Here is a 19173-nt window from a genome sequence, read left to right on the forward strand (position 1 = left end):
CAACGGCGTACGAACCATTTCGGACATTACGGACTTATTCTAGCTGGTTCCCACCCGGACCGCGGTTCCGGCGTGCCGATGCGTCCGGTGCTCCGGTCAGGAGGGGACATGCCCGCGGCACGCACGACTCGAGGGATCCGGAACACCACGAAACCGCCCGTGGACCCGGGACGTCCGGGTCCACGGCCCTGTATGCGCCGTGGTGAGAACCGGGCCGCGCACATTTCGTACCTGCCCGCGTGGGGCAGCGTGCCACGTTGAACCGGGACCACCGTGTCACGGCGCCGGACTAGCATCGGCGAGCATGGTGACCGAGGCAGCAGGCCCGGACGGACCGGACTTCCAGATCCTGGTGATCGGGGCCGGTCAGTCCGGTCTGTCCGCCGGTTACCATCTGCAGCGGCGCGGGCTGACTCCCGGGCGCGATTTCCTCGTCGTGGATCACGCTCCGGGGCCCGGTGGCGCCTGGCAGTTCCGCTGGCCGTCGCTCACCCTGAGCACCGTCAACGGGGTGCACGATCTGCCGGGTATGTCGTTCGCCGCGAACCTGCCGCCCGGCGCCACGGAGCGCGCCGATGTACCGGCCGCGGTGGCGGTCCCGTACTACTACCGGCGCTACGAACAACATTTCGGGTTGCGGGTACGCCGGCCGGTCACCGTCCGCGTGGTCTGTGATCGCCGCGAACGCGACGGCCTGCTGCACGCCGAAACCGATAATGCCGGCACCCTGCGCGTCCGGGGCCTGATCAACGGCACCGGTACCTGGGAGCGCCCCTTCATACCGCACTATCGCGGCGCCGAAGTCTTCGCCGGCCGTCAGCTGCACACCCGTGACTACCGCGAACCGGAGGAGTTCGCCGGGCAGCACGTCGTCGTGGTCGGCGGTGGTATCTCCGCCGTCCAGTTGCTCGACGAAATCTCCCGGGTGACCACCACGACGTGGGTGACGCGGTCCGCACCGGTGTTCCGCGAAACACCGTTCGACCAGGACGCGGGCAGGCGCGCCGTCGCCATTGTCGAAGACCGGGTACGGCGCGGCCTGCCGCCGGGTTCGGTCGTCTCGGTGACCGGGCTACCGTTGAACAAACGACTCCGCGCCGCACGCGACCGCGGCGTCCTGCACCGGCTGCCGATGTTCGAGCATATCGAGCCGGACGGTGTGCGCTGGCCCGACGGGACCTTCCGAGCGGCGCAGGTGATCCTGTGGGCCACCGGATTCCGCAGCGCCCTCGACCATCTGGCCCCGCTGGCGCTACGGGGCCCGGGCGGCGGGATCACCATGACCGGCCGCTCCGCGACCCGGGTCGCGGCGGATCCGCGGATCCATCTGATCGGCTACGGTCCGTCCGCCAGCACGGTCGGCGCGAACCGGGCAGGTCGTTCGGCGGCCGTCGAACTGACCGGCCACCTCGGTCTCCGTGCGGATCCTGCCCGAACCTGAGCGTGTGCCCGCATCCCGGAGTCCGGCCGGGTCCGGACCTGGCCGGTGAGGAGGAACCGATACCGTCGGCCGCTGCGATGCGCCGGCGCCTGGCGCGCGTTCACCTGGCCGACCACGATCGAGGTGCGATCTTCGCATGCGGTTGCGGTCGAGTCGGGACGGCGCGTGAGTCGTACGGATATCGCCGACACGGATGTTCGGCAGGTCTTCCGGCCGCGTGGGCCTCGGCAGTTGCGAGCACCGGTGCTCGGACCGGAATACAACGGAGAAGGTTGCGGACACGTCGTTCGTAGCGGGAGCGCTACCGGCGTCCGCCCGCCATTTCGGGCGGCGGTTGGTGCGACCGTCCGTACCCGTGCCCCGCGGCACTGCGGTAGGCATCGTGGGTTGTGTTCGCGGGAGTCGTCTCTAGGGTGGGCAGGATGGCTTCGCGAAACGATATCGGAGGCAGTGGCCGGTCGGTGCGGGTCGCGGTGGGTGATGAGCTGCTGGTCATCGACGACCGCTACGAGACGGCCTCCATCGTCAACGACGTCCTGATCGCCGTATGGTTCACGGTGGGAAGTCTCCTGTTCTTCTCCGAATCGACCCATATCGCGGCGACGTGGCTGTTCCTGGTCGGTTCGGTGCAGTTCCTGATCCGTCCGCTCATCCGGCTGACCCGCCGGGTCCACCTGCGGCGGCTCGGCGATTCCGGCCATCGGCGCGCCGACTACGATTACTGACCGGCTGCGGTCGCGGCTCCTCGGAACAGGCCGTGACCTCGGATCCTGCTGTCCACGGCGCGGGCAGCCGAGCACCGGACGAGCCGCATTCCGCCCGGGCGTGCGCCCGATCGGCCGGTGCTCGTGCGGGTGCCTACCGGTTTGTCCGGCGGCCGGGCGGGTAAGTGCCGGGACATGGTGGCCAAGGATCGTATTGCAGACCCGTGGGGCACGCGGACACCGTACGGGCGAGGTGAGCAGTGGCCGACCCGGGTGGATACGCACTTACGCGAAGGTTTCGCGGCGCAGGCCGTCGATCAGTGGGTACAGACTGCGTCGATCATGCACTCCAACGGCGACGCCTTCGACGTCGCAGTCGCGGACGGCCGCATGGTGGGCGTGCGGGGGCGGGCCGCCGACCGGGTCAACCGGGGACGGCTGGGGCCGAAGGATCTGTTCGGCTGGCAGGCCAATTCGTCGCCGGATCGGCTCACCCGGCCCTTGGTAAGGGAGAACGGCGAACTGGTACCCGCCGATTGGGACACCGCGATGGAACGCATTGTGGCCCACAGCAAATACCTGTTGTCCGAGCAGGGGCCCAGCGCCATCGGTTTCTACACCAGCGGCCAGTTGTTCCTGGAGGAGTACTACACCCTCGGTGTGATCGCGCACGGCGCCATCGGCACCAACCATGTCGACGGCAATACGCGCCTGTGCACGGCCACGGCGGCCGAGGCCCTGAAGGAATCGTTCGCCTGCGACGGACAACCGGGCTCCTATGCCGATATCGACCACGCGGATGTGATCGCGCTGTACGGCCACAATATGGCGGAAACCCAGCCGATGCTGTGGGCCCGGGTCCTGGACCGGATGGCCGGCGACGACCCGCCGGCCATCGTCTGCGTCGATCCTCGCCCGACCAAGGTCGCGCAGTACGCCACCGTGCACCTCGCACCGCTACCGGGAACCAACGTCGCGTTGATGAACGGGCTGCTGCACGAGATCATCGGCAACGACTGGATCGACCACGACTACATCGACCGGCACACCGTCGGATTCGACGAACTGCGGGATCGAGTCGCCGAATATCCACCCGAGAAGGTGGCCGGGATCTGTGATGTACCCGCCGACGATATCCGGCGCGCCGCTCGATTGCTGGGTACCGCCGAAGCCCTCCTGTCGACCGTGCTACAGGGGTTCTATCAATCGCACCAGGCGACGGCAGCGTCCGTGCAGGTCAACAATCTGCACCTGATTCGCGGGATGCTGGGCGAACCCGGCTGCGGGCTGTTGCAGATGAACGGGCAGCCGACCGCGGAGAACACCCGCGAATGCGGCGCCGACGGTGATCTCGCCGGGTTCCGGAACTGGAACAACGACGCACATATCGCCGAGCTGGCGCAATTGTGGAATATCGATGTCAACCAGATTCCGCACTATGCGCCGCCCACCCATGCCATGCAGATGATGCGCTACGCCGAACAGGGCTCATTGCGGATGTTGTGGATCAGTGCCACCAACCCGGCTGCCTCCTTGCCCGAACTCGAACGGATCCGTTCGATCTTGAGTCAGGACCGCCTGTTCGTGGTCGTCCAGGACATCTTCCCCACCGAGACGACAGCGCTCGCCGACGTCGTCCTGCCGGCGGCGACCTGGGGCGAGAAGACCGGAACCTTCACCAATGTCGACCGCACCGTGCATTTGTCGGACAAGGCGGTCGAGCCGCCCGGCGAGGCGAAAGCCGACCTCGACATCTTCCTGGACTACGCGCGGCGGATGGATTTCCGTGACCGGGACAGCCGGCCCCTGCCGCCGTGGCAGGATCCGGAATCCGCGTTCGAGGCATGGAAGAAATGCAGTGCCGGCCGCCCGTGCGACTACACCGGGCTGAGCTACGACAAGCTCCGCGGCGGCAGCGGAATCCAATGGCCCTGTAATGCCGAACATCCCGAGGGAACCGAACGCCTCTACACCGGTGGGGCGTTCTTCGCCGCACCGCAGTACTGCGAGTCCTTCGGAAAGGATCTGGTCACCGGTGCGCCGCTCGAGCCCACTGCGTACCGGGCGATGAATCCCGCCGGTAAGGCGATCATCAAGGCGGCCCGGTACCTGACACCGCACGAGTCTCCCCGGCCGGACTATCCGTTCGCCCTCATCACCGGCCGGACCCTCTATCAATTCCACACCCGCACGAAAACGGCCCGCGCACCACAGTTGGACGCGGCCGCACCGCAGGTGTGGGTGGAGATCTCCCAGCAGGACGCCGACGCCCTGAACATCGCGGAGGGCGATCTGCTGAAAGTTTCCTCCCCCCGCGGCGGCCTGCACGCGAAAGCCCGGGTCAGCGGTATCCGGCCCGGGGTGCTGTTCGTGCCGTTCCACTACGGCTACTGGGACGCCGCCCCGGAAACGAGGGCCGATCACGATCGGGCCGCGAACGAATTGACACTCACCGACTGGGATCCCGCTTCCAAACAACCGATCTTCAAAACCGCGGCCGCACGAGTCGAGGTACTGACCAAAGGCACCGGCAGTCCGGCCCCCGCTCCGACGACAACAGCTTCCGGCCCCCTCGGTGCCGATATTCCGGCGACCGTGGGTGGTGCGACCGCCTCGGCCACCGAAACACTCGACACCGCGGGAGAACGACCATGAAACTCGGACTCGCCATCAGGGAACTACACCGCTCGGAACGCAAACTCGCGCTCGATCTGGCCACCCTCGCCGCCCGTCACAGCACCGATCACGAGGTGTGTCATGTCGCTCGTGATATCGCCGCGTGGTCCGGGGAACACGTGCGCGAACTCGCGCGGGCCGGACAGGGTTACGGGCTCGACCTGAAGAGCGAACCCCATACGAAACCGATCACCGGGCCGGTACAGGAGCGGCTCAGCACCTTGCTGGGGCGCAGACCCGAACCGGCACTGCTGCTGCTCATCGATCTGCGCCACGTGCACCGGGTCGCCGCCGGTGTCTCCCTCGACTGGGAACTGCTCGCTCAAGGAGCGCAGGGCGCCAAAGACGTGGGTCTGCTCGAACTGGCCGAGCGCTGCCATCCCGAAACCCTGCGGCAGATGCGGTGGGCCAACTCCATGCTCAAGATTCTTTCCCCGCAGTTCCTCGCCAGCTGACCGCAGGCCATACCGGGCCCTGCGGTACCGGGCCGCCCCGCGCCTGCGTTCCGGCGACGGTACGCACGAAACCGATGGTACGGCAACGGTTCCGGGACCGTCCTCGGCGCGATATCTGCGATTCCGCAGTGCCCGGCGCCGCTGAGCGCTACTTTTCGGGGCATTGCACGCGTCGATCCCGGCCGGTATCCGCCGCGGGATGGCGCAGTCGGGACGCACTACTGCGTTCGCACGACATAGTTCGCAAGGTCTGTGTAGTGTCTCTGCAATCTGAAACGCACACGAACAAGGCAGAGGCGCAGTGATCGGAATCGATGGATGTCTGGAACGGATCATGGGCATCCCGGGCGCGCGCAGTGTGACCTTGGTCGACGGGGCGAGTGGACTCGCGGTGGCCGGGGCCGGGCGCCACGACCTGGTGGATCAGCACGAGGACGCGGCCACCACAACCGATGTCGTACGTGCGGTACTCGGCTGTCCGGCGCTCGCGACCGGCGGAAACGACGACATCACCGAGATCATCGTGTGCGGCAGCGGCGGATACCACCTGATCGACCTGGTGCGTGGAGATTTCGAGGGCCGGCTGTTCGTACACGCGCTGTTCGACGAGGATTCCGGCAACCTGGCGATGGCCCGATTCCGGCTACGCGGCATCCTCGCGGAACTGACCGGGGACGGGCAGGACACACAACCGGCCGCGGGCGGTCCCCGGGTGGAACCGGCCGGGGACGGTCATGGGAATTGATCTTGCGGACGAGCTGCGGCGCCTGGAAGACGCGGGAAGCACCGGCCTGCTGCATGCGGGCGACGGGGTTTTCCATCTCGCGGACGGCACTGTCGCCGCCGCCGAATGCCGCCGCACCACCGGGCTCGATCGGCTGGCTCTGGCGGCCGGGGTAGCCGGCACCGATGATTGGCAGCGCGCGGCCGCGGGCGATCCCGGGACTGTTCTGCGCCGGCCGCACCTCGAAACGCTGGCCCTGCTTTCGGTTTTCGACGCCGCATATTTCCTGCTGTCGGCCCCGGCCGTCCCGGAATTCCGGCCCGCCCCGCCGCATTGGCTGGCTCCGGTCTGCCATATCCCGCCGCGGGTACTGGTCCGCGAATGCGCACGACGCGGCGACCCGGAGGCCGGGCCGTGGCCGGCCCGGCTGGTCGATCGGGCGACCGTGGTGCCGGTACGCCGGGTACGCCGGAACCGTGTCGTGCTCACCGGAGGCCAAGCCGAGGTGCTGGCAGCGGCGGATTCCCGGCGCAGTGTCACCGTTATCGCCCGCGACCTCGGACGCACCGCGTACGGCTGCCTCGAGGCGGTTCGCGATCTCACTGCGGCCGGGTTGATCGAACCACCGGGCGACGGCCGGCCGCAGGCGGCCTCCCGACTCACCGGCGACCCGCTTCTGCGACGCCGGACGCGGCAGCCGGTACCGGTTCCGGAGGGCGGCGATTGGGAGCCGGTGGATCAGGAACTGCTCCTGCGGCTCCGCTCGGCGCTGGAGGATCTCGCATGACGCCGCGCAGGAAGCTGCTCGGCGATCTGATGGGGAGGTTGACGAAGGTGCCGATGCGCGAACCCGGGCCGAATCCGGCGGTACAGGCGGAGCTCGCCGGGCTAAGGGCCCGGGTGCCCGGACTGATCGGGGCGCTGGTCGCCTCCAGCGACGGCCTGCTGGTCACCCACGATCTACCCGGCCATATCGAACCCACCGGAATGGCCGCGCTCGCCGCGGCGCAACTATCGCTGTCGAACCGGCTGGCGGGTGTCGCGCACGGCGGCGGGTTCCAGGAGGTCGTGGTGGACGGGTCGCGCGGGCATGTCGTCATCTACGCGGCCGGCTGGGCATCGTTGACGGTCCTCGCCGAACCGGACGTGAATATCGGCCGGTTACATCTCGAATCGCGTCCGGCGGCGCGCACTATCGCCGAACATCTGGCGGGCACCGCCCGTGAACCCGGCAGAACCGATGCAAGACCCGGATAACCCATCGAAAGGAAATACCTGTGTCCGATATGGACTTGGCGCTGAAAGATATGATGACGATCGACGGTGCGATCGGCGCGGCCGTCGTCGATTACAACAGCGGTATGGCGCTGGGCATGCTCGGCAGCTCCAAAGCGCTCGACCTGCACGTTGCTGCCGCCGGTAACACCGAGGTGGTGCGCGCGAAACTGCGGACCATCGAACAGCTCGGCCTGCAGGAGGGTATCGAGGACATCCTGATCACGCTGACCGGCCAGTACCACCTCATCCGCCCGATGAGCGGCCGGAAATCGAAGGGCTTGTTCCTCTATCTCGCGCTCGACCGTGGCCGCGCGAATCTGGCGCTGGCCCGGCACAAGCTGCGCGGTATCGAAGAAGACCTCGAGGTGTGACCCGGTATCGGGCAGCGGTGCGTGGCCGCGCCCCGGCACTCGGTTCTACCGTTGCGCCGGTACCGGTCCGGCTGCCGGTTCAGCGACCCCGGCGGGTGGTTCGGCGCGGTAGAGATCGGCGATGCGGCCGGCGTATTTCTCGGCCACCGCCGCGCGTTTCAGCTTCATGGTGAGGGTGATCTCGTCGCCGCCGGCTTCCCAGAACACCGGGAGCACAGTGAAACGTTTGATCTGTTCCACCCGGGCCAGCCGCGCGTTCCCGGCGGCGATACCCGCGGCGATGGCCGCCAGCACCTCCGGGTCGGCGGCGAGTGCGGCGGGTGAGGCATCGGAAAGGCCGTGCCGTTCGGCGTAGGGGCCGGCGGTTTCGGCGTCGAGGACCACGAGCGCGGTGTTGTAGGGACGGCCGTCGCCGATCACCGCCATGGCACCGATGAGCGGTGTGGCAGCCTTGATCGTGTTCTCGATATGCGCCGGGGACATGTTCTTCCCGGATGCGTTGATGATGATTTCCTTCTTGCGGTCGACGACGGTGAAATAACCGTCCGCATCGACGATGACGATATCGCCGGTGGACAGCCAGCCATCGGCGTCGATCGTTTCGGCGGTTTTCTCCGGCAGTCCGCGATAGCCTTTCATCACCAGTGGCCCACGAACCTGGAGCTCACCGTCGGCTGCCGTCCGCGCTTCCATACCCGGTAGCAGCGTCCCGACCGTTCCCAGCCGGGCCTCGCGGGGATGACTCACGGTGCATATACACGACAGTTCCGACATTCCCCAGATCTCGGTGATCGGCACCCCGAGCCCGGCGAAGAAACCCAGCGTCGCCGGGGGAATCGGTGCGGCACCCGACATCGCCCAGCGCATCCGGTCGAACCCGAGTGCCGCCCGCAGGCCCCGCAGCACGAGTTCGTCGGCGCGCTGCCATTCGGCGGCCAGATCGGCGGGGAGTTCGCGGCCCGACAGGGCGTATTCGCCGCGGGTGGCGGCCACCGACAGCGCCCACTGCAAGGCGGTGCGCCGTTCGTCGTCGGGTTCGGCGGACACCTTGAATTCGATGCCGGCCCGGATCTTCTCCCACACCCGGGGCACCGCGCCCCAGATGGTCGGGTGCAGATCGGCCAATGCGGCCGCGATCTCCGACGGGTCGGGGACACAGGTCACCTGAACTCCCAGCACCTCCTGCGCGTACAGCGCGGTGAGCCGGTCGGCGATATGCGCCGAGGGCATATACGAGGTGATGGTGTCGCCGTATTCGATACCGAGCACCTCGGCGACCCCGTAGACCTGGAACAACAGGTTGGCGTGGGTGGTCTCCACACCTTTCGGGGCGCCGGTGGTGCCGGAGGTGTAGATCAGAGTCGCCACATCGCCTGGTCGCACAGCGCGCCAGGCCGCCTCGAAATCGAAATCGGTTGCGCCCGCGGCGCGCAATCCGGCCACCGGCACAGTTCCCGCCGGAGCGTCGTCGAGGCAGACCAGCTGCTCGAGCGCGAGTCCGCAGTCGCGCAACCGCGGAACGTACTGCGGTTCGCAGATCACCACGCGGGCACCGGCATTGCCGAGAACGTACCCGAGCTGATCGCCCGGCAGTGTGTTGTACACCGAGAACGAGGTCGCGCCGAGGTGCTGGGCAGCCACCTCCAGCGGATAGAAGTCCAGGCGGTTGCCCATCATCAGCGCCACCGTATCGCCGCGGCGGACCCCGAGAGCGGCCAGCCCGGCCGCGAATTCGCGGACCTGTTGCGCATACTCGGCCCAGGTCAGTGTCCGGGTGCCGCCAGGGGTGCGGAGCGCAACCGCGGCCGGGTCCACCGCGGCGATGTGCTGAAATGCGGCGGGCAGGGTTTCGAAACGAACTGTGCTCACGAAAATCTTTCGGATCGGACCGCGGCTGCGGTGGTATCGAGAAGGGCGGCGACGAACCGTGCCGCGGACCGGTAGGCGAGCCGCGATTCCGGGATCAGCACCGGCAGCACCGGGAAGGCGTGGATCTGGTCGGGCCACACCTGTAGATCGCAGACCGCGCCGGTGGCCCTCCACCGCCGCGCCAGGGCGACGGCGTCACCGCCGAAGAATTCGGTATCGCCGGCGTGGATGAGCGCCGGTGGCAGCGGTTCACCGTCGGCCGGCAGCAATTCGTAGGGGTCCGCCGTGAAATGGGTGACCGCACGGCGCGACAACCCGGCCGAGAGCAGTCCGCATGCGCGCGCCCCCTCGTAACCGGTGGCCACACCGAGGCTCAGATCCGCCATCGGCGAGAACAGCACTACCCCGCCGGGGGCAGTCAGACCGGTGCCGGCCCGGGTGATGGCGAAATCCGCGGCGAGAAATCCGCCCGCGGAATCACCGGCGACGATGATCCGGCCGGGGGCGTGACCACGGTCGGCCAGCCACCGAAAGGCGTATTCGATATCCTGCGCCGCCGCGGGATGCGGGTGTTCGGGCGCGAGCCGGTAGTCCAGGGTGAGAACCGGCAGCCGGGTCGCGGTGGACAGCCGCGAGGCCACCCCGCGATATCCGGCCGCGGAACCGGCGACGAATCCGCCGCCGTGCACGTACAGCACCACGGCATCGGTCCGGCCGGCGCGCGGCCCCCGCACCCATTCGCCGGTGACCCCGCCGCCGCGAAGCTGTTCGACCGTGGTGCCGGCCAACGCCGGTGCGACCGTGCGCAATGCCTGATCGATCAGCGTGCGCGCGAGCGGGAGCGTCCAGGCGTTCACCGGCGCGGCCGCGGCGAGCCGGCGCGCGGTGAGCGCCGATACCTGCCGGACGGTGCGGGCCTGCCACGAACCCCGCATCGGCGGTGCGGTCATCGGCGTTTCTCGATGGCGCGCACGATATCGTGCACCGACGAATCGGCGGCCAGCCGGCCGTCGAGCACGGTGTTGATCACCCCGCGCAGCAACGCATAGGGCTGCCAGCCGCTGGGCGCGATGGTGCGCGGCGCGCGCCGGGAGATCCCGTCGGCGATGGTGCGCGCGGCGTGTTCGGCGGTGATCCGCACGCTCAGCGGCCACGGCAGTAGATCGTTGATCCGGCGCCCCAGATCGTCGGCGTCGAGCATCGCATGGGTCATCGGTGTCTCCACCAGACCGAAATAGGCGATCCCCGCGGTGGCGCCGGAGGCGGCCAGTTCCACTCGCAGCGCCCGGCCCAGTTGTTCGACCGCGGCCTTGCTGATCATGTACGGCGAACCGCCCATCCCCGGGGCGAACGCCGCGCACGACGACACCACCACCACATGCCCGCCGCTGCGGATGATCTCGTCGAGTGCCGGATGCACGGTATTGAACACACCGGTGAGATTGATGTTCAGCACCCGGTCGAAATCGCCGGGTTCGATGGTGCGCAGCGTCGCCGGCACCGGCGTGACCCCGGCATTGGCGACGACGATATCGAGCCGGCCGAACCGATCGGCCACCTCCCCGATCACCTGCTCCATCCGGTCCCGGTCGGTGACATCGGCCCCGATCCCGCACGCCCGCGACCCCAGTTCGCTCGCGGCGCGCCGGGCCGCGGCCTCGTCGATATCGACCGCTGCGATGACAGCGCCGCGCCGGTGCAGGATACCCACGAGTTCCCGGCCGATACCCTGTCCCGCCCCGGTGACCAATACGACCTTGCCTCGCACATCGAAGACCGGCCCGGTGAGCCGGTCCAGCGGAGCGGGTAGCGGCGACTTCATGAGCTCACCTCGTAGGCTTCGGCGTCGAAATGCTTGGTACGGCGGCGGTATTCGAAACTCCAGCTCGGGTACAGCCCGGCGTTGCGGCCGTCGGGAGTGGTGTAGTAGGTCTGGCAGCCCCCGGTCAGCCAGACCGTATCCGCGCTGCGCCGTTCCATTTCCCCGACGAAGGCGTCCTGGGTTTCCCGGCGCACCTCCACCCGGCGGGCGCCGCGGTCGCGCAGGGTGCGCAGCGCGTCGACGATATAGGCGATCTGCGATTCGAGCATGAAGATGGCGGACTGGTTGCCGGCCGCCCCGAACGGGCCCAGGGTGCAGAAGAAGTTCGGGAATCCCGCCATCGCCGTGCCCAGATAGGTCTGGGGCTCCTCGTAATAGAGTTCGGCGATCGAGCGGCCGTCGCGTCCGGTGATCCGCTCGAACGCGGTGGGGATGGGGGTGAACCCGGTGCCGTAGATGATCGTGTCGACCTCGATCTCGTCCCCGCCGCGGGTGACGATCGACCGCGGCCGCACCTCCGCGATACCGTCGGTGACCACCTCCACGTTGTCCTGGTCCAGTGCGGGCAGGTAGGCGTCGGAGAAGATCGCGCGTTTACAGCCGATGATGTAGTCCGGGGTGGCCGTGCGGCGCAGCCGCGGATCCCGGATCTGGCGCAGCAACTGCAGGCGGCCCAGAACCTCGAAGGGGTGCCGGAACCGGTTGTCGACGAAGCCGACCAGCCCGAAACTCTCGATCAGGCCGTACCAGGTGCCACGGACGGCCTTCTGTGCCAACGGCAGCCGGCGCAGCAAGCTGCGTTCCAGGCCGAGGGTGGGGCGGTCCATCCTCGGCACGATCCACGGCGCCGAACGCTGGAACACCGTCAGAGCGGACACCTGCGGCTGGATCTCGGGAATGAACTGCACCGCGGACGCGCCGGTACCGATCACCGCGACCCGTTCGCCGGTCAGATCGTGCTCGTGATCCCAGTGCAGCGAATGGAACGCGGTGCCGGTGAAACTGTCCAGACCGGGCAGGTCCGGGTACTTCGCTTCCGCGAAGATACCCGCGGCGGACAGGAAATAGTCCGCGGTGAGCGCGCCGCGAGAGGTGTCGATCCGCCAGACGCTGTTCGCCTCGTCCCAGTGTGCGCCGGTCAGTTCGGTGTTCAGCCGGATATGGCGCACCACATCGTGTTCGGTGGCGACGCGGCGGAGATAATCGAGGATCTCCGGTTGCCGGCCGTAGGTTCGCGACCAATCCGGATTCGGGGCGAACGAATAGCTGTACAGGTGGGACGGGACATCGCAGGCACAACCCGGATAGGTGTTGGCCTGCCAGGTGCCGCCGAGATCGGCCGCCCGTTCCAGCAGCACCACATCGTCGAAACCGGCCTGCCGCAACGCAATCGCCAGCCCGATACCACCGAAGCCGGCGCCGAGCACGACAATGCCGTGGTGTTCGGGGGCCGCGCCGGAATCCACCGGGTTCATCGCCGCGCTCCTGCCGTTTCACGGCGGACCCGGCCGGTGATCCCCTCGGCGATGGATTTGGTGACCAGGCGGTTCACCGGGCTCGCGGCGGCCAGTGCGGGCCGCAGCAACGGAGCGCCTTCGAGCGCGAAAGTCCACACCAGCCGGGTCGCGGTGCCCAGCGACAGCAGGGTGAGATCTTCGGCGAACCGGCGCAGGCCCGGGACCGAGGCGGAATCGACGGTGAAGGTCATCCGGGTGCCGTCTTCCCACCGGTAGAAACGTTCGTCGAGACGCAGCGCGCCACCGAGGGTCACCACCCGGGTGGTGCCGATACCGAACGGGCGCGGTGAGGTCCAGCGGGCGGTCGTGATAACCGGTGACCACGACACCAGCGCATCGTCGGCGGTCAGGGTTTCCCAGACGCGGTCCCGTGCGGCCGGGATATCGACGATATGGGTGTAGCGGCAGGCTGTGGTGTTCAGGAAGGTGTCGTCCGCCGGTTCGAGCGGGAAACTGGTACGCATAAGATTGGTGGACCTTTCGGCTTCAGAGATCGAGCACCAACGGCCCGCCCGCGGACCGGGAGACACACGGGAGCATGTGGCCGGGGCGTTCGGCGTCGGTGAGGGTGCGGTCGCGGTGGTCGATATCGCCGGCGAGAACCGGGGTCTTGCAGGTACCGCAGAACCCTTGACGGCAGGAGAACACGGCGTCGGGATGTATCCGGCGGATCGCGTCGAGCGCGGATTCCGTCGCGGCCACCCGGACGTGCTTACCGGAGGCGGCGAGGGTCAGATCGAATTCCCGGCCGTCGACGATCGGTGGTGCCGAGAAACGTTCGGTATGCAGGGAGCCGGTCGGGTTCAGCGCGAAGAAGGCCCGCTGGGCGGTTTGCAGAACGGGCGGCGGGCCGCAGACGTACACCGCGGCACCGGGGGGTGCGGTCGCCAGGATCGCCGCGATATCGGGAGTGCCGGATTCGTCGTCGGGCCGGATTTCGGCGCCTCGGGGTAGTTCGCCGAGGAACGGCATGGTGTCGCGGGAACGGCCCAGGTAAACCAGTTGCCCGCGATCACCCGCGGCGCGCGCCATGGGCAGGATCGGGGTGATACCGATTCCGGCGGCGACGAACAGGTAGGCGGGCGCGGTTTCCACGAAGGTGAACGCATTGCGCGGCCCGCGGATCCGCAGCGCATCACCGGGCGCGAGCGAATGCATCTCCGTCGACCCGCCGCCGCCGTCGGAAAGCCGGCGCACCGCAATACGATAGCGGGAGAGATCGTGTGGATCGCCGCACAGGGAGTACTGGCGTTGCCGCCCCGAGGGCAGGAATACATCCAGATGGGAACCGGGGCGCCAGGCGGGCAGCCGCTGCCCGCCCGGACGCCGCAGGGTCAGCGACACCACGTCCCGCGCCTCGGCACATACCGACTCCACTGTGACGTCGATATCGAAACCGCTGCGCCGCACCGGGTTCGGCGGCGACAGTGCGGGGTTGGTGAACACCTTCTTGTAGACATCCACGGCCACACCCAGCAGTCGCAGGCTCGCCGACGGTGCCGCGGTGGGGCCGTTCATCCGCGGGCCGCGGGGGAGTGCGCCAGATAGCGCAGGGCGTTGTCCATCGCACCGAGTTGTGAGGGGTGGAAACCCGGCCGGAGATAGCGCGGCATCTCGGTGAAGAATGTGGTGAAGCTAGGGATCACACCGCGCACTGTCGCGCTGAGGAATTGCTGCCCCCAGAAGCGCCCCTTCGCCGGACTCGGATCCTTGCGATACAAGTAGGCGGTGGAGACCACGAACAACGGCAACAGCAGCCCGCCGGCCAGCAGACCGGTGCGGACGCGGCGCGCGTAGCCACCGTCGACGTGCATATAGGCGTCGAACACCACGCTGCGGTGTTCGACTTCCTCGGCTCCGTGCCAGCGCACCAGATCCAGCATCGTCGGATGCATCCCGAGTTCCTCGAGCACCTCCGATTCGAGCAGCCATTCACCGATCACCGCGGTGAAATGTTCCATTCCGGCGAACAGGCCGAGGCGTTCCTTGAGCCACTCCTGCCGGGCGCGGCCGGTGAGCCCTTGATCGCCGAGGACCCGGTCGACGAGCCAGGCGATCTTGGCGACATAGGACTCGACATCCAGTCCGATCGATTGCAGATGGTTGCGCGCGCCCTCGTGGCTGCCCGCGTGCATCGATTCCTGGCCGATGAACCCGGTGACCTCTTCGCGGAGTCGTTCGTCGTCGATATGAGCCAGCGCCTCGGCCAGGCACGCCGCCATGGCGCGTTCGCCCTCGGGGAGTACCAGGTGCATCACGTTGGTGACGTGGGTCGCCAGTACTTCGCCCGGGATGTAGTGCATCGGGACGCCGGAGAAGTCGAAGTGCACGTCCCGCGCGTGGATCGCGTGGGCTTCCTCGCGATAGGTGCGCGACGGTGCGCTGTCATCAGCCATGCCCTGAACCGTACAATGCAACATATTCCCTTGCAATGTGGTCGCAACAATTTCTTCCAGATTGTTGCCGATCGGGTGCCCGCTGCTAGCGTGTCCGGCGTGCCCGCTACCGCCTCCACCTCGAAAGACCCTCTTCCCGACAAGATCGAAGAACGTATCCTCGACGCGGCTCGCCGCCAGTTCGAACGACTCGGCGTGAAGAAGACGACGATCGGGGATATCGCCCGGGAAGCGGCCGTCGACCGCGGCACCGTCTACCGGCGTATCGGGTCACGCGACGAGCTGGTCCGTGCGGTCACCGCGCGCGAGGTGCACACCCTGCTCGACGAACTCCACGCGATTCCCGCGCGGCACGCCACGGTCGATGCCGTCGTCGCCGATCTCTTCGTCACCGTGATCAGCCGGTGGCGTGGTCACCGGCTGGTGAATCGAATGCTCTCGCTGGAGCCCACCCGGTTGCTACCGCAGCTCACCACCGAGGGGGGCGCGTTCTTCGCCATGGCGATCACCACGGCCACCGCTGTGGTGGGCGATGCGCTGCGCCGGCTGCGGTCACCGGATATTCCCGACCTCGCGCCGCGTATCGAGATCGCCGCCCGGATCGTGCACTCGTTGATTCTGCAGCCGGTCGGCGCGGTCGACCTCGAATCCGAAGACCGGCTCGCCGAATTCGCCCACCGGCACATCGTCCCCCTGATCACCGGCGGATACCCGGCCTGCTGAAGCCACGGGCGGTATCCGGCCATCCGTGGGGCTGCCGGGGTGTGCGTGCCGCCTGGAGGCGGTAGGCCGCGCCCGCGTCCGCGGTATTCGACTGGATCAGCTACGCGCACAACTACACCCGCATACCGATGATCCTGCATGAGCGGCTGCGCGTGTGCGGTTCCGAGGCGCCGTACGGGCGAGGTGCGGTGCGAGTGCTGATCTGGGCGATCGGTATGTTCTGGGAACGCATCACCGAATACGATCCGCCCCGCATTCGTTCGAATACCATGTGTATCGCAGTATCCTGCAGTCCCGGCATGAAAAAGGCCGGGTGGAATTCAGCGTGACCGATACCGGCACCCGGGTGCGTTGGATCACGACAGTGCAGTTGGCAATTCCGTTCGCCGGTCCCGTGGTGACGCGAAGGGTGGCGCGGCCGCCGCTGGTCTATGGGTTCGACAGGGTGCTGCGGACGGTCGCGCACGACCTCACCGGGGCCGCCGACGGATAGGTACCGCAAAAAAGGTGTGCGCCGGCCGAATCCGGCCGGCGCACACCCTGTCTGCGCAGAATCAGCCGCGCGGGCGTGGCCGATTTCGTTCAGCGGCTGGCGTATACGACGAGAAGATCCCGCATGGCGCGGATTTCCCGATTCGCCTCGTTCAGCGCGGTACGCAAACGGAGATTCTCGTCGAGGAGATCGTCGAGATCGCCCGTGGTCTCCGCGGTCCGGTCGGCGGTGCGGACATGCACGAGTTCGGCGACGGACGCCGTCGCGGTTTCGGTGACCGGCTGGGCCTCCGCGCCGACTCCGGCTTCGGCCGACGGGCTCGCGGCACTCTCGGTTGCCGGAATCTCCGTGTGTTCGGTGACCGGTTCCCGCTCCGGTTCCTGTTCTGGCTCCGGCGCTTTCACCTGGGTTTCCGGTGCCGAGATCGCCGCCGCCGGTGCGGGCTTGCGGGTGGTGGTCCGGCGGCGGCGTTTTTTCGGTGCCGCCACCGGTGCGGCCTCTTCCTGGACGGGTTCGGCTTCGGGGAGACCGGCCGCCTTCACCCAATTCGCCAGGGTGTTGGCCGCGGGCTGTCCACCTTCCCGTTCGGAAACCGAAGTGCACGCGGCATTGACCGTTTTGCCTTGGGCGATAAGTTTTTTCACCCGATTGACGAGTTTGGTCTGTTCCCGTTTCGAGTAGCGCACTGCCATCCTCTACCTCCTGCACTCCGAGCGCTTGCTGCGAGAATTGAACCATTGTGCAGTCGTTCTCGTTCGCCCGGGGCGAGGAATTTCCGTCGAACGGGGTGCGATCATTCGGCGGGTCCCGGCGTAGGACGTTTTTCCGCAATGATTTACGAAGGCGATGTGCCCTCGCCGTCGCCCGCGAGGATTGGCTGCAGACAGTGAATTCACCATGGCCCGCGCGGAAAACTCGGCGTCCGTCGCACTGCATGGGCTACCCGGTTCGGCCGAACGTTCCCGCCACGCAGGTCGCCACGACGAGCGCGGGCCACCGCGGATCGTTACCGGATATTCGCCGCCCGGCGGCAGCCGATCGGTCCGCCCTGCCGGCCGGTCGACTCCCGGAGGTATTGCCGGGGCGCGGTACGCCCCGTTCCCGGCCGCGTTCCGGGGCCGGGCGGACCACGTCTTGTCTCGACAACGGACCTTCACCCCGTCGGACCCCGTGTTATTTTGGTGGCTGCTTTCCGTCGATCGCCCGCGTGACCAGCACGCAGAGGAGGCAGGTGGATGCACAACCAGGCCATTACGAGGGCAGGACAGCAGCTCGTTCGGTCCACCGGACGTCGGCCGCGGGCGGGTGCCCTCCAGGCGGGGAACATACGATGATCACCAGGCTGATCGTGTTCGGCGGAACTGGTGACCTCGCGGGCCGTTATCTGCTGCCCGGATTGGCCGCGCTGCGCGCCGGCGGATATGTGGACGATGATTTCGAACTTGTCTGCGTGGACCTGAAGGAATGGGACGACGACCGATTCCGGGCCTGGGCGCTGGACCGGCTCGACCGGCATGCGGCCGATACGCCGGTCGAGGCGCGGCGCGCGCTCGTGGCCACCGCCCGGTATCGGCGTTCCGATATACGGAACGCGAACGAGGTGGCCGCACTGATCGCCGGGCCCGATCCGGTCGTGGTGTATCTCGCGCTGGCACCGAGCCTGTTCTCCGCGGCGATCCGGACCCTGCATGCCGCGAAGATGCCGGCGGGCAGCCGGATCGTGCTGGAGAAACCGTTCGGTGACGACCTCGCCTCGGCACAGCAGCTGAACCACCTGCTCGCGGATCTGGTGCCCGAACAGGCCGTGTTCCGGGTGGACCATTTCCTGGCCATGACCACCGTGCAGAACCTGCTCGGCAGCCGCCTGGCGAACCGGGTTCTCGAATCCATCTGGAACAGCGCGCATATCGCCAGAATCGAGATCGTCTGGGACGAGACCCTCACCCTCGAGGACCGGGCCGGCTACTACGACCGGGTCGGAGCGCTGAAAGATATGGTGCAGAACCATCTGCTGCAGTTGATGTGCCTGGTGGCGATGGAGCCACCGATCTCGTTGTCCGAACGTGATCTGCGCGACCGCAAAGTGGATGTGCTGCGCACGGTGCGGCCACTGACCGATTCCGATATATCCCACCGGACCCGCCGTGGCCGCTACCGCGCGGGCACGATCGGCACCCGGGAAGTCCCCTCCTATGTCGACGAGCAGGGCGTCGACCCACAGCGGCAGACGGAAACCTTCGCCGAAGTCGAATTGAGCCTGGACAACTGGCGTTGGTCGGGAACCTCCTTCGTCCTCCGCAGCGGGAAGGCATTGGCCGAGGATCGTAAGGAGGTCGCGGTTCACTTCCGGCCCGTCCCGTCGATGCCGTTCGGCCGCGACGGCGCCACCCGGCCCAATGTGCTGCGATTCGGGCTGGATCCGGAATGCCTGACTCTGTCCCTCACCGCGGCGGGCACCAGCGCGGACACCCTGGAGCCGTTGACCATGACAGCGCAGATGGCGCCGCCCGAACTACCCGCCTATGGGACGCTGTTGCGCAACGTCCTGGCCGGCGATCCGGCGTTGTCGATCCGTGCCGACGAGGCCGAGGAAGCGTGGCGGGTGGTGGCCCCGGTGCTTGCTGGCTGGGCACGTGATCTGGCCCCACTGGAGGACTATCCCGCGGGTTCGCGCGGACCCGCCGATATCGGCCGGAGTGGATGA

Annotated in this window: 19 protein-coding genes; 11 read left to right on the plus strand and 8 right to left on the minus strand. The window is 67.7% G+C overall.

Features of this window, described 5'->3' with window-relative positions; genetic code table 11:
• Positions 1-304 precede the first annotated feature (304 nt).
• The 8 genes from IU448_RS01630 to IU448_RS01665 all read left to right on the plus strand — a co-directional run bounded on the left by IU448_RS01630 (position 305) and on the right by IU448_RS01665 (position 7649).
• A complete protein-coding gene (locus IU448_RS01630; RefSeq protein ID WP_195053710.1) occupies positions 305-1441 on the plus strand; it encodes an NAD(P)-binding domain-containing protein in 1137 nt (378 codons plus the stop codon).
• A gap of 422 nt (positions 1442-1863) precedes the next feature.
• On the plus strand, positions 1864-2166 hold the full coding sequence (locus IU448_RS01635; protein ID WP_195053711.1) for a YrhK family protein: 303 nt from the start codon (positions 1864-1866) through the stop codon (positions 2164-2166).
• A gap of 177 nt (positions 2167-2343) precedes the next feature.
• Entirely contained in the window at positions 2344-4800 is a 2457-nt protein-coding gene (locus IU448_RS01640) for a molybdopterin oxidoreductase family protein (RefSeq protein WP_195054965.1), read from the plus strand.
• Positions 4797-5276: a hypothetical protein gene (locus tag IU448_RS01645; RefSeq protein ID WP_195053712.1), complete on the plus strand. Its 480-nt coding sequence runs from the start codon at positions 4797-4799 to the stop codon at positions 5274-5276. The genes IU448_RS01640 and IU448_RS01645 overlap by 4 nt, the downstream gene beginning before the upstream one ends.
• A 301-nt stretch (positions 5277-5577) precedes the next feature.
• A complete protein-coding gene (locus tag IU448_RS01650; RefSeq protein ID WP_280457002.1) occupies positions 5578-6021 on the plus strand; it encodes a hypothetical protein in 444 nt (147 codons plus the stop codon).
• Positions 6011-6787: a hypothetical protein gene (locus IU448_RS01655; RefSeq protein ID WP_195053713.1), complete on the plus strand. Its 777-nt coding sequence runs from the start codon at positions 6011-6013 to the stop codon at positions 6785-6787. The genes IU448_RS01650 and IU448_RS01655 overlap by 11 nt, the downstream gene beginning before the upstream one ends.
• The gene (locus IU448_RS01660) at positions 6784-7257 is read left to right on the plus strand and encodes a roadblock/LC7 domain-containing protein (protein WP_228811987.1); all 474 of its coding nucleotides are present in this window, start codon (positions 6784-6786) and stop codon (positions 7255-7257) included. Before IU448_RS01655 ends, IU448_RS01660 begins: the two co-directional genes overlap by 4 nt.
• Positions 7258-7277: 20 nt before the next feature.
• Positions 7278-7649: a hypothetical protein gene (locus IU448_RS01665; protein ID WP_195053714.1), complete on the plus strand. Its 372-nt coding sequence runs from the start codon at positions 7278-7280 to the stop codon at positions 7647-7649.
• Between the two features lie 45 nt (positions 7650-7694).
• Here the strand turns inward: IU448_RS01665 and fadD11 are convergent, their stop codons facing one another.
• The 7 genes from fadD11 to IU448_RS01700 are packed head-to-tail and all read right to left on the minus strand — an operon-like array spanning position 7695 to position 15253.
• Positions 7695-9518 carry a fatty acid--CoA ligase FadD11 gene (fadD11, locus tag IU448_RS01670; RefSeq protein WP_195053715.1) on the minus strand — a complete coding sequence of 608 codons (1824 nt, stop codon included), beginning with the start codon at positions 9516-9518 and terminating at the stop codon, positions 7695-7697.
• Complete coding sequence (locus IU448_RS01675) at positions 9515-10468, minus strand: alpha/beta hydrolase (protein ID WP_195053716.1); 954 nt, start codon at positions 10466-10468, stop codon at positions 9515-9517. Before IU448_RS01675 ends, fadD11 begins: the two co-directional genes overlap by 4 nt.
• Positions 10465-11340 (minus strand): short-chain dehydrogenase/reductase, encoded by an 876-nt coding sequence (locus IU448_RS01680; protein WP_195053717.1) that lies wholly within the window; start codon positions 11338-11340, stop codon positions 10465-10467. Before IU448_RS01680 ends, IU448_RS01675 begins: the two co-directional genes overlap by 4 nt.
• Positions 11337-12815: a flavin-containing monooxygenase gene (locus IU448_RS01685; RefSeq protein WP_195053718.1), complete on the minus strand. Its 1479-nt coding sequence runs from the start codon at positions 12813-12815 to the stop codon at positions 11337-11339. The genes IU448_RS01680 and IU448_RS01685 overlap by 4 nt, the downstream gene beginning before the upstream one ends.
• Entirely contained in the window at positions 12812-13321 is a 510-nt protein-coding gene (locus tag IU448_RS01690) for an SRPBCC family protein (RefSeq protein ID WP_195053719.1), read from the minus strand. Before IU448_RS01690 ends, IU448_RS01685 begins: the two co-directional genes overlap by 4 nt.
• Positions 13322-13343: 22 nt before the next feature.
• On the minus strand, positions 13344-14375 hold the full coding sequence (locus IU448_RS01695) for a PDR/VanB family oxidoreductase (RefSeq protein ID WP_195053720.1): 1032 nt from the start codon (positions 14373-14375) through the stop codon (positions 13344-13346).
• Positions 14372-15253, minus strand: a complete 882-nt coding sequence (locus IU448_RS01700) for a metal-dependent hydrolase (RefSeq protein ID WP_195053721.1) — start codon at positions 15251-15253, stop codon at positions 14372-14374. The genes IU448_RS01695 and IU448_RS01700 overlap by 4 nt, the downstream gene beginning before the upstream one ends.
• Before the next feature lie 99 nt (positions 15254-15352).
• Here IU448_RS01700 and IU448_RS01705 point away from each other — a divergent pair, with 99 nt between their 5' ends.
• Together IU448_RS01705 and IU448_RS01710 are read left to right on the plus strand one after the other, a co-directional pair.
• On the plus strand, positions 15353-15976 hold the full coding sequence (locus IU448_RS01705) for a TetR/AcrR family transcriptional regulator (protein ID WP_280457006.1): 624 nt from the start codon (positions 15353-15355) through the stop codon (positions 15974-15976).
• A gap of 325 nt (positions 15977-16301) precedes the next feature.
• Positions 16302-16469, plus strand: a complete 168-nt coding sequence (locus IU448_RS01710) for a hypothetical protein (RefSeq protein ID WP_195053723.1) — start codon at positions 16302-16304, stop codon at positions 16467-16469.
• An 89-nt stretch (positions 16470-16558) separates the two neighbouring features.
• Here IU448_RS01710 and IU448_RS01715 read toward each other — a convergent pair whose 3' ends face one another.
• Positions 16559-17161, minus strand: coding sequence for a hypothetical protein (locus IU448_RS01715; RefSeq protein ID WP_195053724.1), 603 nt, complete (start codon positions 17159-17161; stop codon positions 16559-16561).
• Between the two features lie 638 nt (positions 17162-17799).
• On the opposite strand from IU448_RS01715, the gene IU448_RS01720 reads away from it, so the two are divergent.
• Positions 17800-19173: a glucose-6-phosphate dehydrogenase gene (locus IU448_RS01720; protein WP_195053725.1), complete on the plus strand. Its 1374-nt coding sequence runs from the start codon at positions 17800-17802 to the stop codon at positions 19171-19173.

The organism is Nocardia flavorosea (genome assembly GCF_015477805.1).
Classification (GTDB): Bacteria; Actinomycetota; Actinomycetes; order Mycobacteriales; family Mycobacteriaceae; genus Nocardia; species Nocardia flavorosea_A.

Coding starts and splice junctions, on each gene's coding strand:
- IU448_RS01720 (WP_195053725.1), top strand. CDS start 17,800: ATGATCACCAGGCTGATCGTGTTCGGCGGAACTGGTGACCTCGCGGGC.
- IU448_RS01690 (WP_195053719.1), bottom strand. CDS start 13,321: ATGCGTACCAGTTTCCCGCTCGAACCGGCGGACGACACCTTCCTGAAC.
- IU448_RS01660 (WP_228811987.1), top strand. CDS start 6,784: ATGACGCCGCGCAGGAAGCTGCTCGGCGATCTGATGGGGAGGTTGACG.
- IU448_RS01685 (WP_195053718.1), bottom strand. CDS start 12,815: ATGAACCCGGTGGATTCCGGCGCGGCCCCCGAACACCACGGCATTGTC.
- IU448_RS01635 (WP_195053711.1), top strand. CDS start 1,864: ATGGCTTCGCGAAACGATATCGGAGGCAGTGGCCGGTCGGTGCGGGTC.
- IU448_RS01655 (WP_195053713.1), top strand. CDS start 6,011: ATGGGAATTGATCTTGCGGACGAGCTGCGGCGCCTGGAAGACGCGGGA.
- IU448_RS01700 (WP_195053721.1), bottom strand. CDS start 15,253: ATGGCTGATGACAGCGCACCGTCGCGCACCTATCGCGAGGAAGCCCAC.
- IU448_RS01675 (WP_195053716.1), bottom strand. CDS start 10,468: ATGACCGCACCGCCGATGCGGGGTTCGTGGCAGGCCCGCACCGTCCGG.
- IU448_RS01680 (WP_195053717.1), bottom strand. CDS start 11,340: ATGAAGTCGCCGCTACCCGCTCCGCTGGACCGGCTCACCGGGCCGGTC.
- IU448_RS01695 (WP_195053720.1), bottom strand. CDS start 14,375: ATGAACGGCCCCACCGCGGCACCGTCGGCGAGCCTGCGACTGCTGGGT.
- IU448_RS01715 (WP_195053724.1), bottom strand. CDS start 17,161: ATGGCAGTGCGCTACTCGAAACGGGAACAGACCAAACTCGTCAATCGG.
- IU448_RS01630 (WP_195053710.1), top strand. CDS start 305: ATGGTGACCGAGGCAGCAGGCCCGGACGGACCGGACTTCCAGATCCTG.
- IU448_RS01645 (WP_195053712.1), top strand. CDS start 4,797: ATGAAACTCGGACTCGCCATCAGGGAACTACACCGCTCGGAACGCAAA.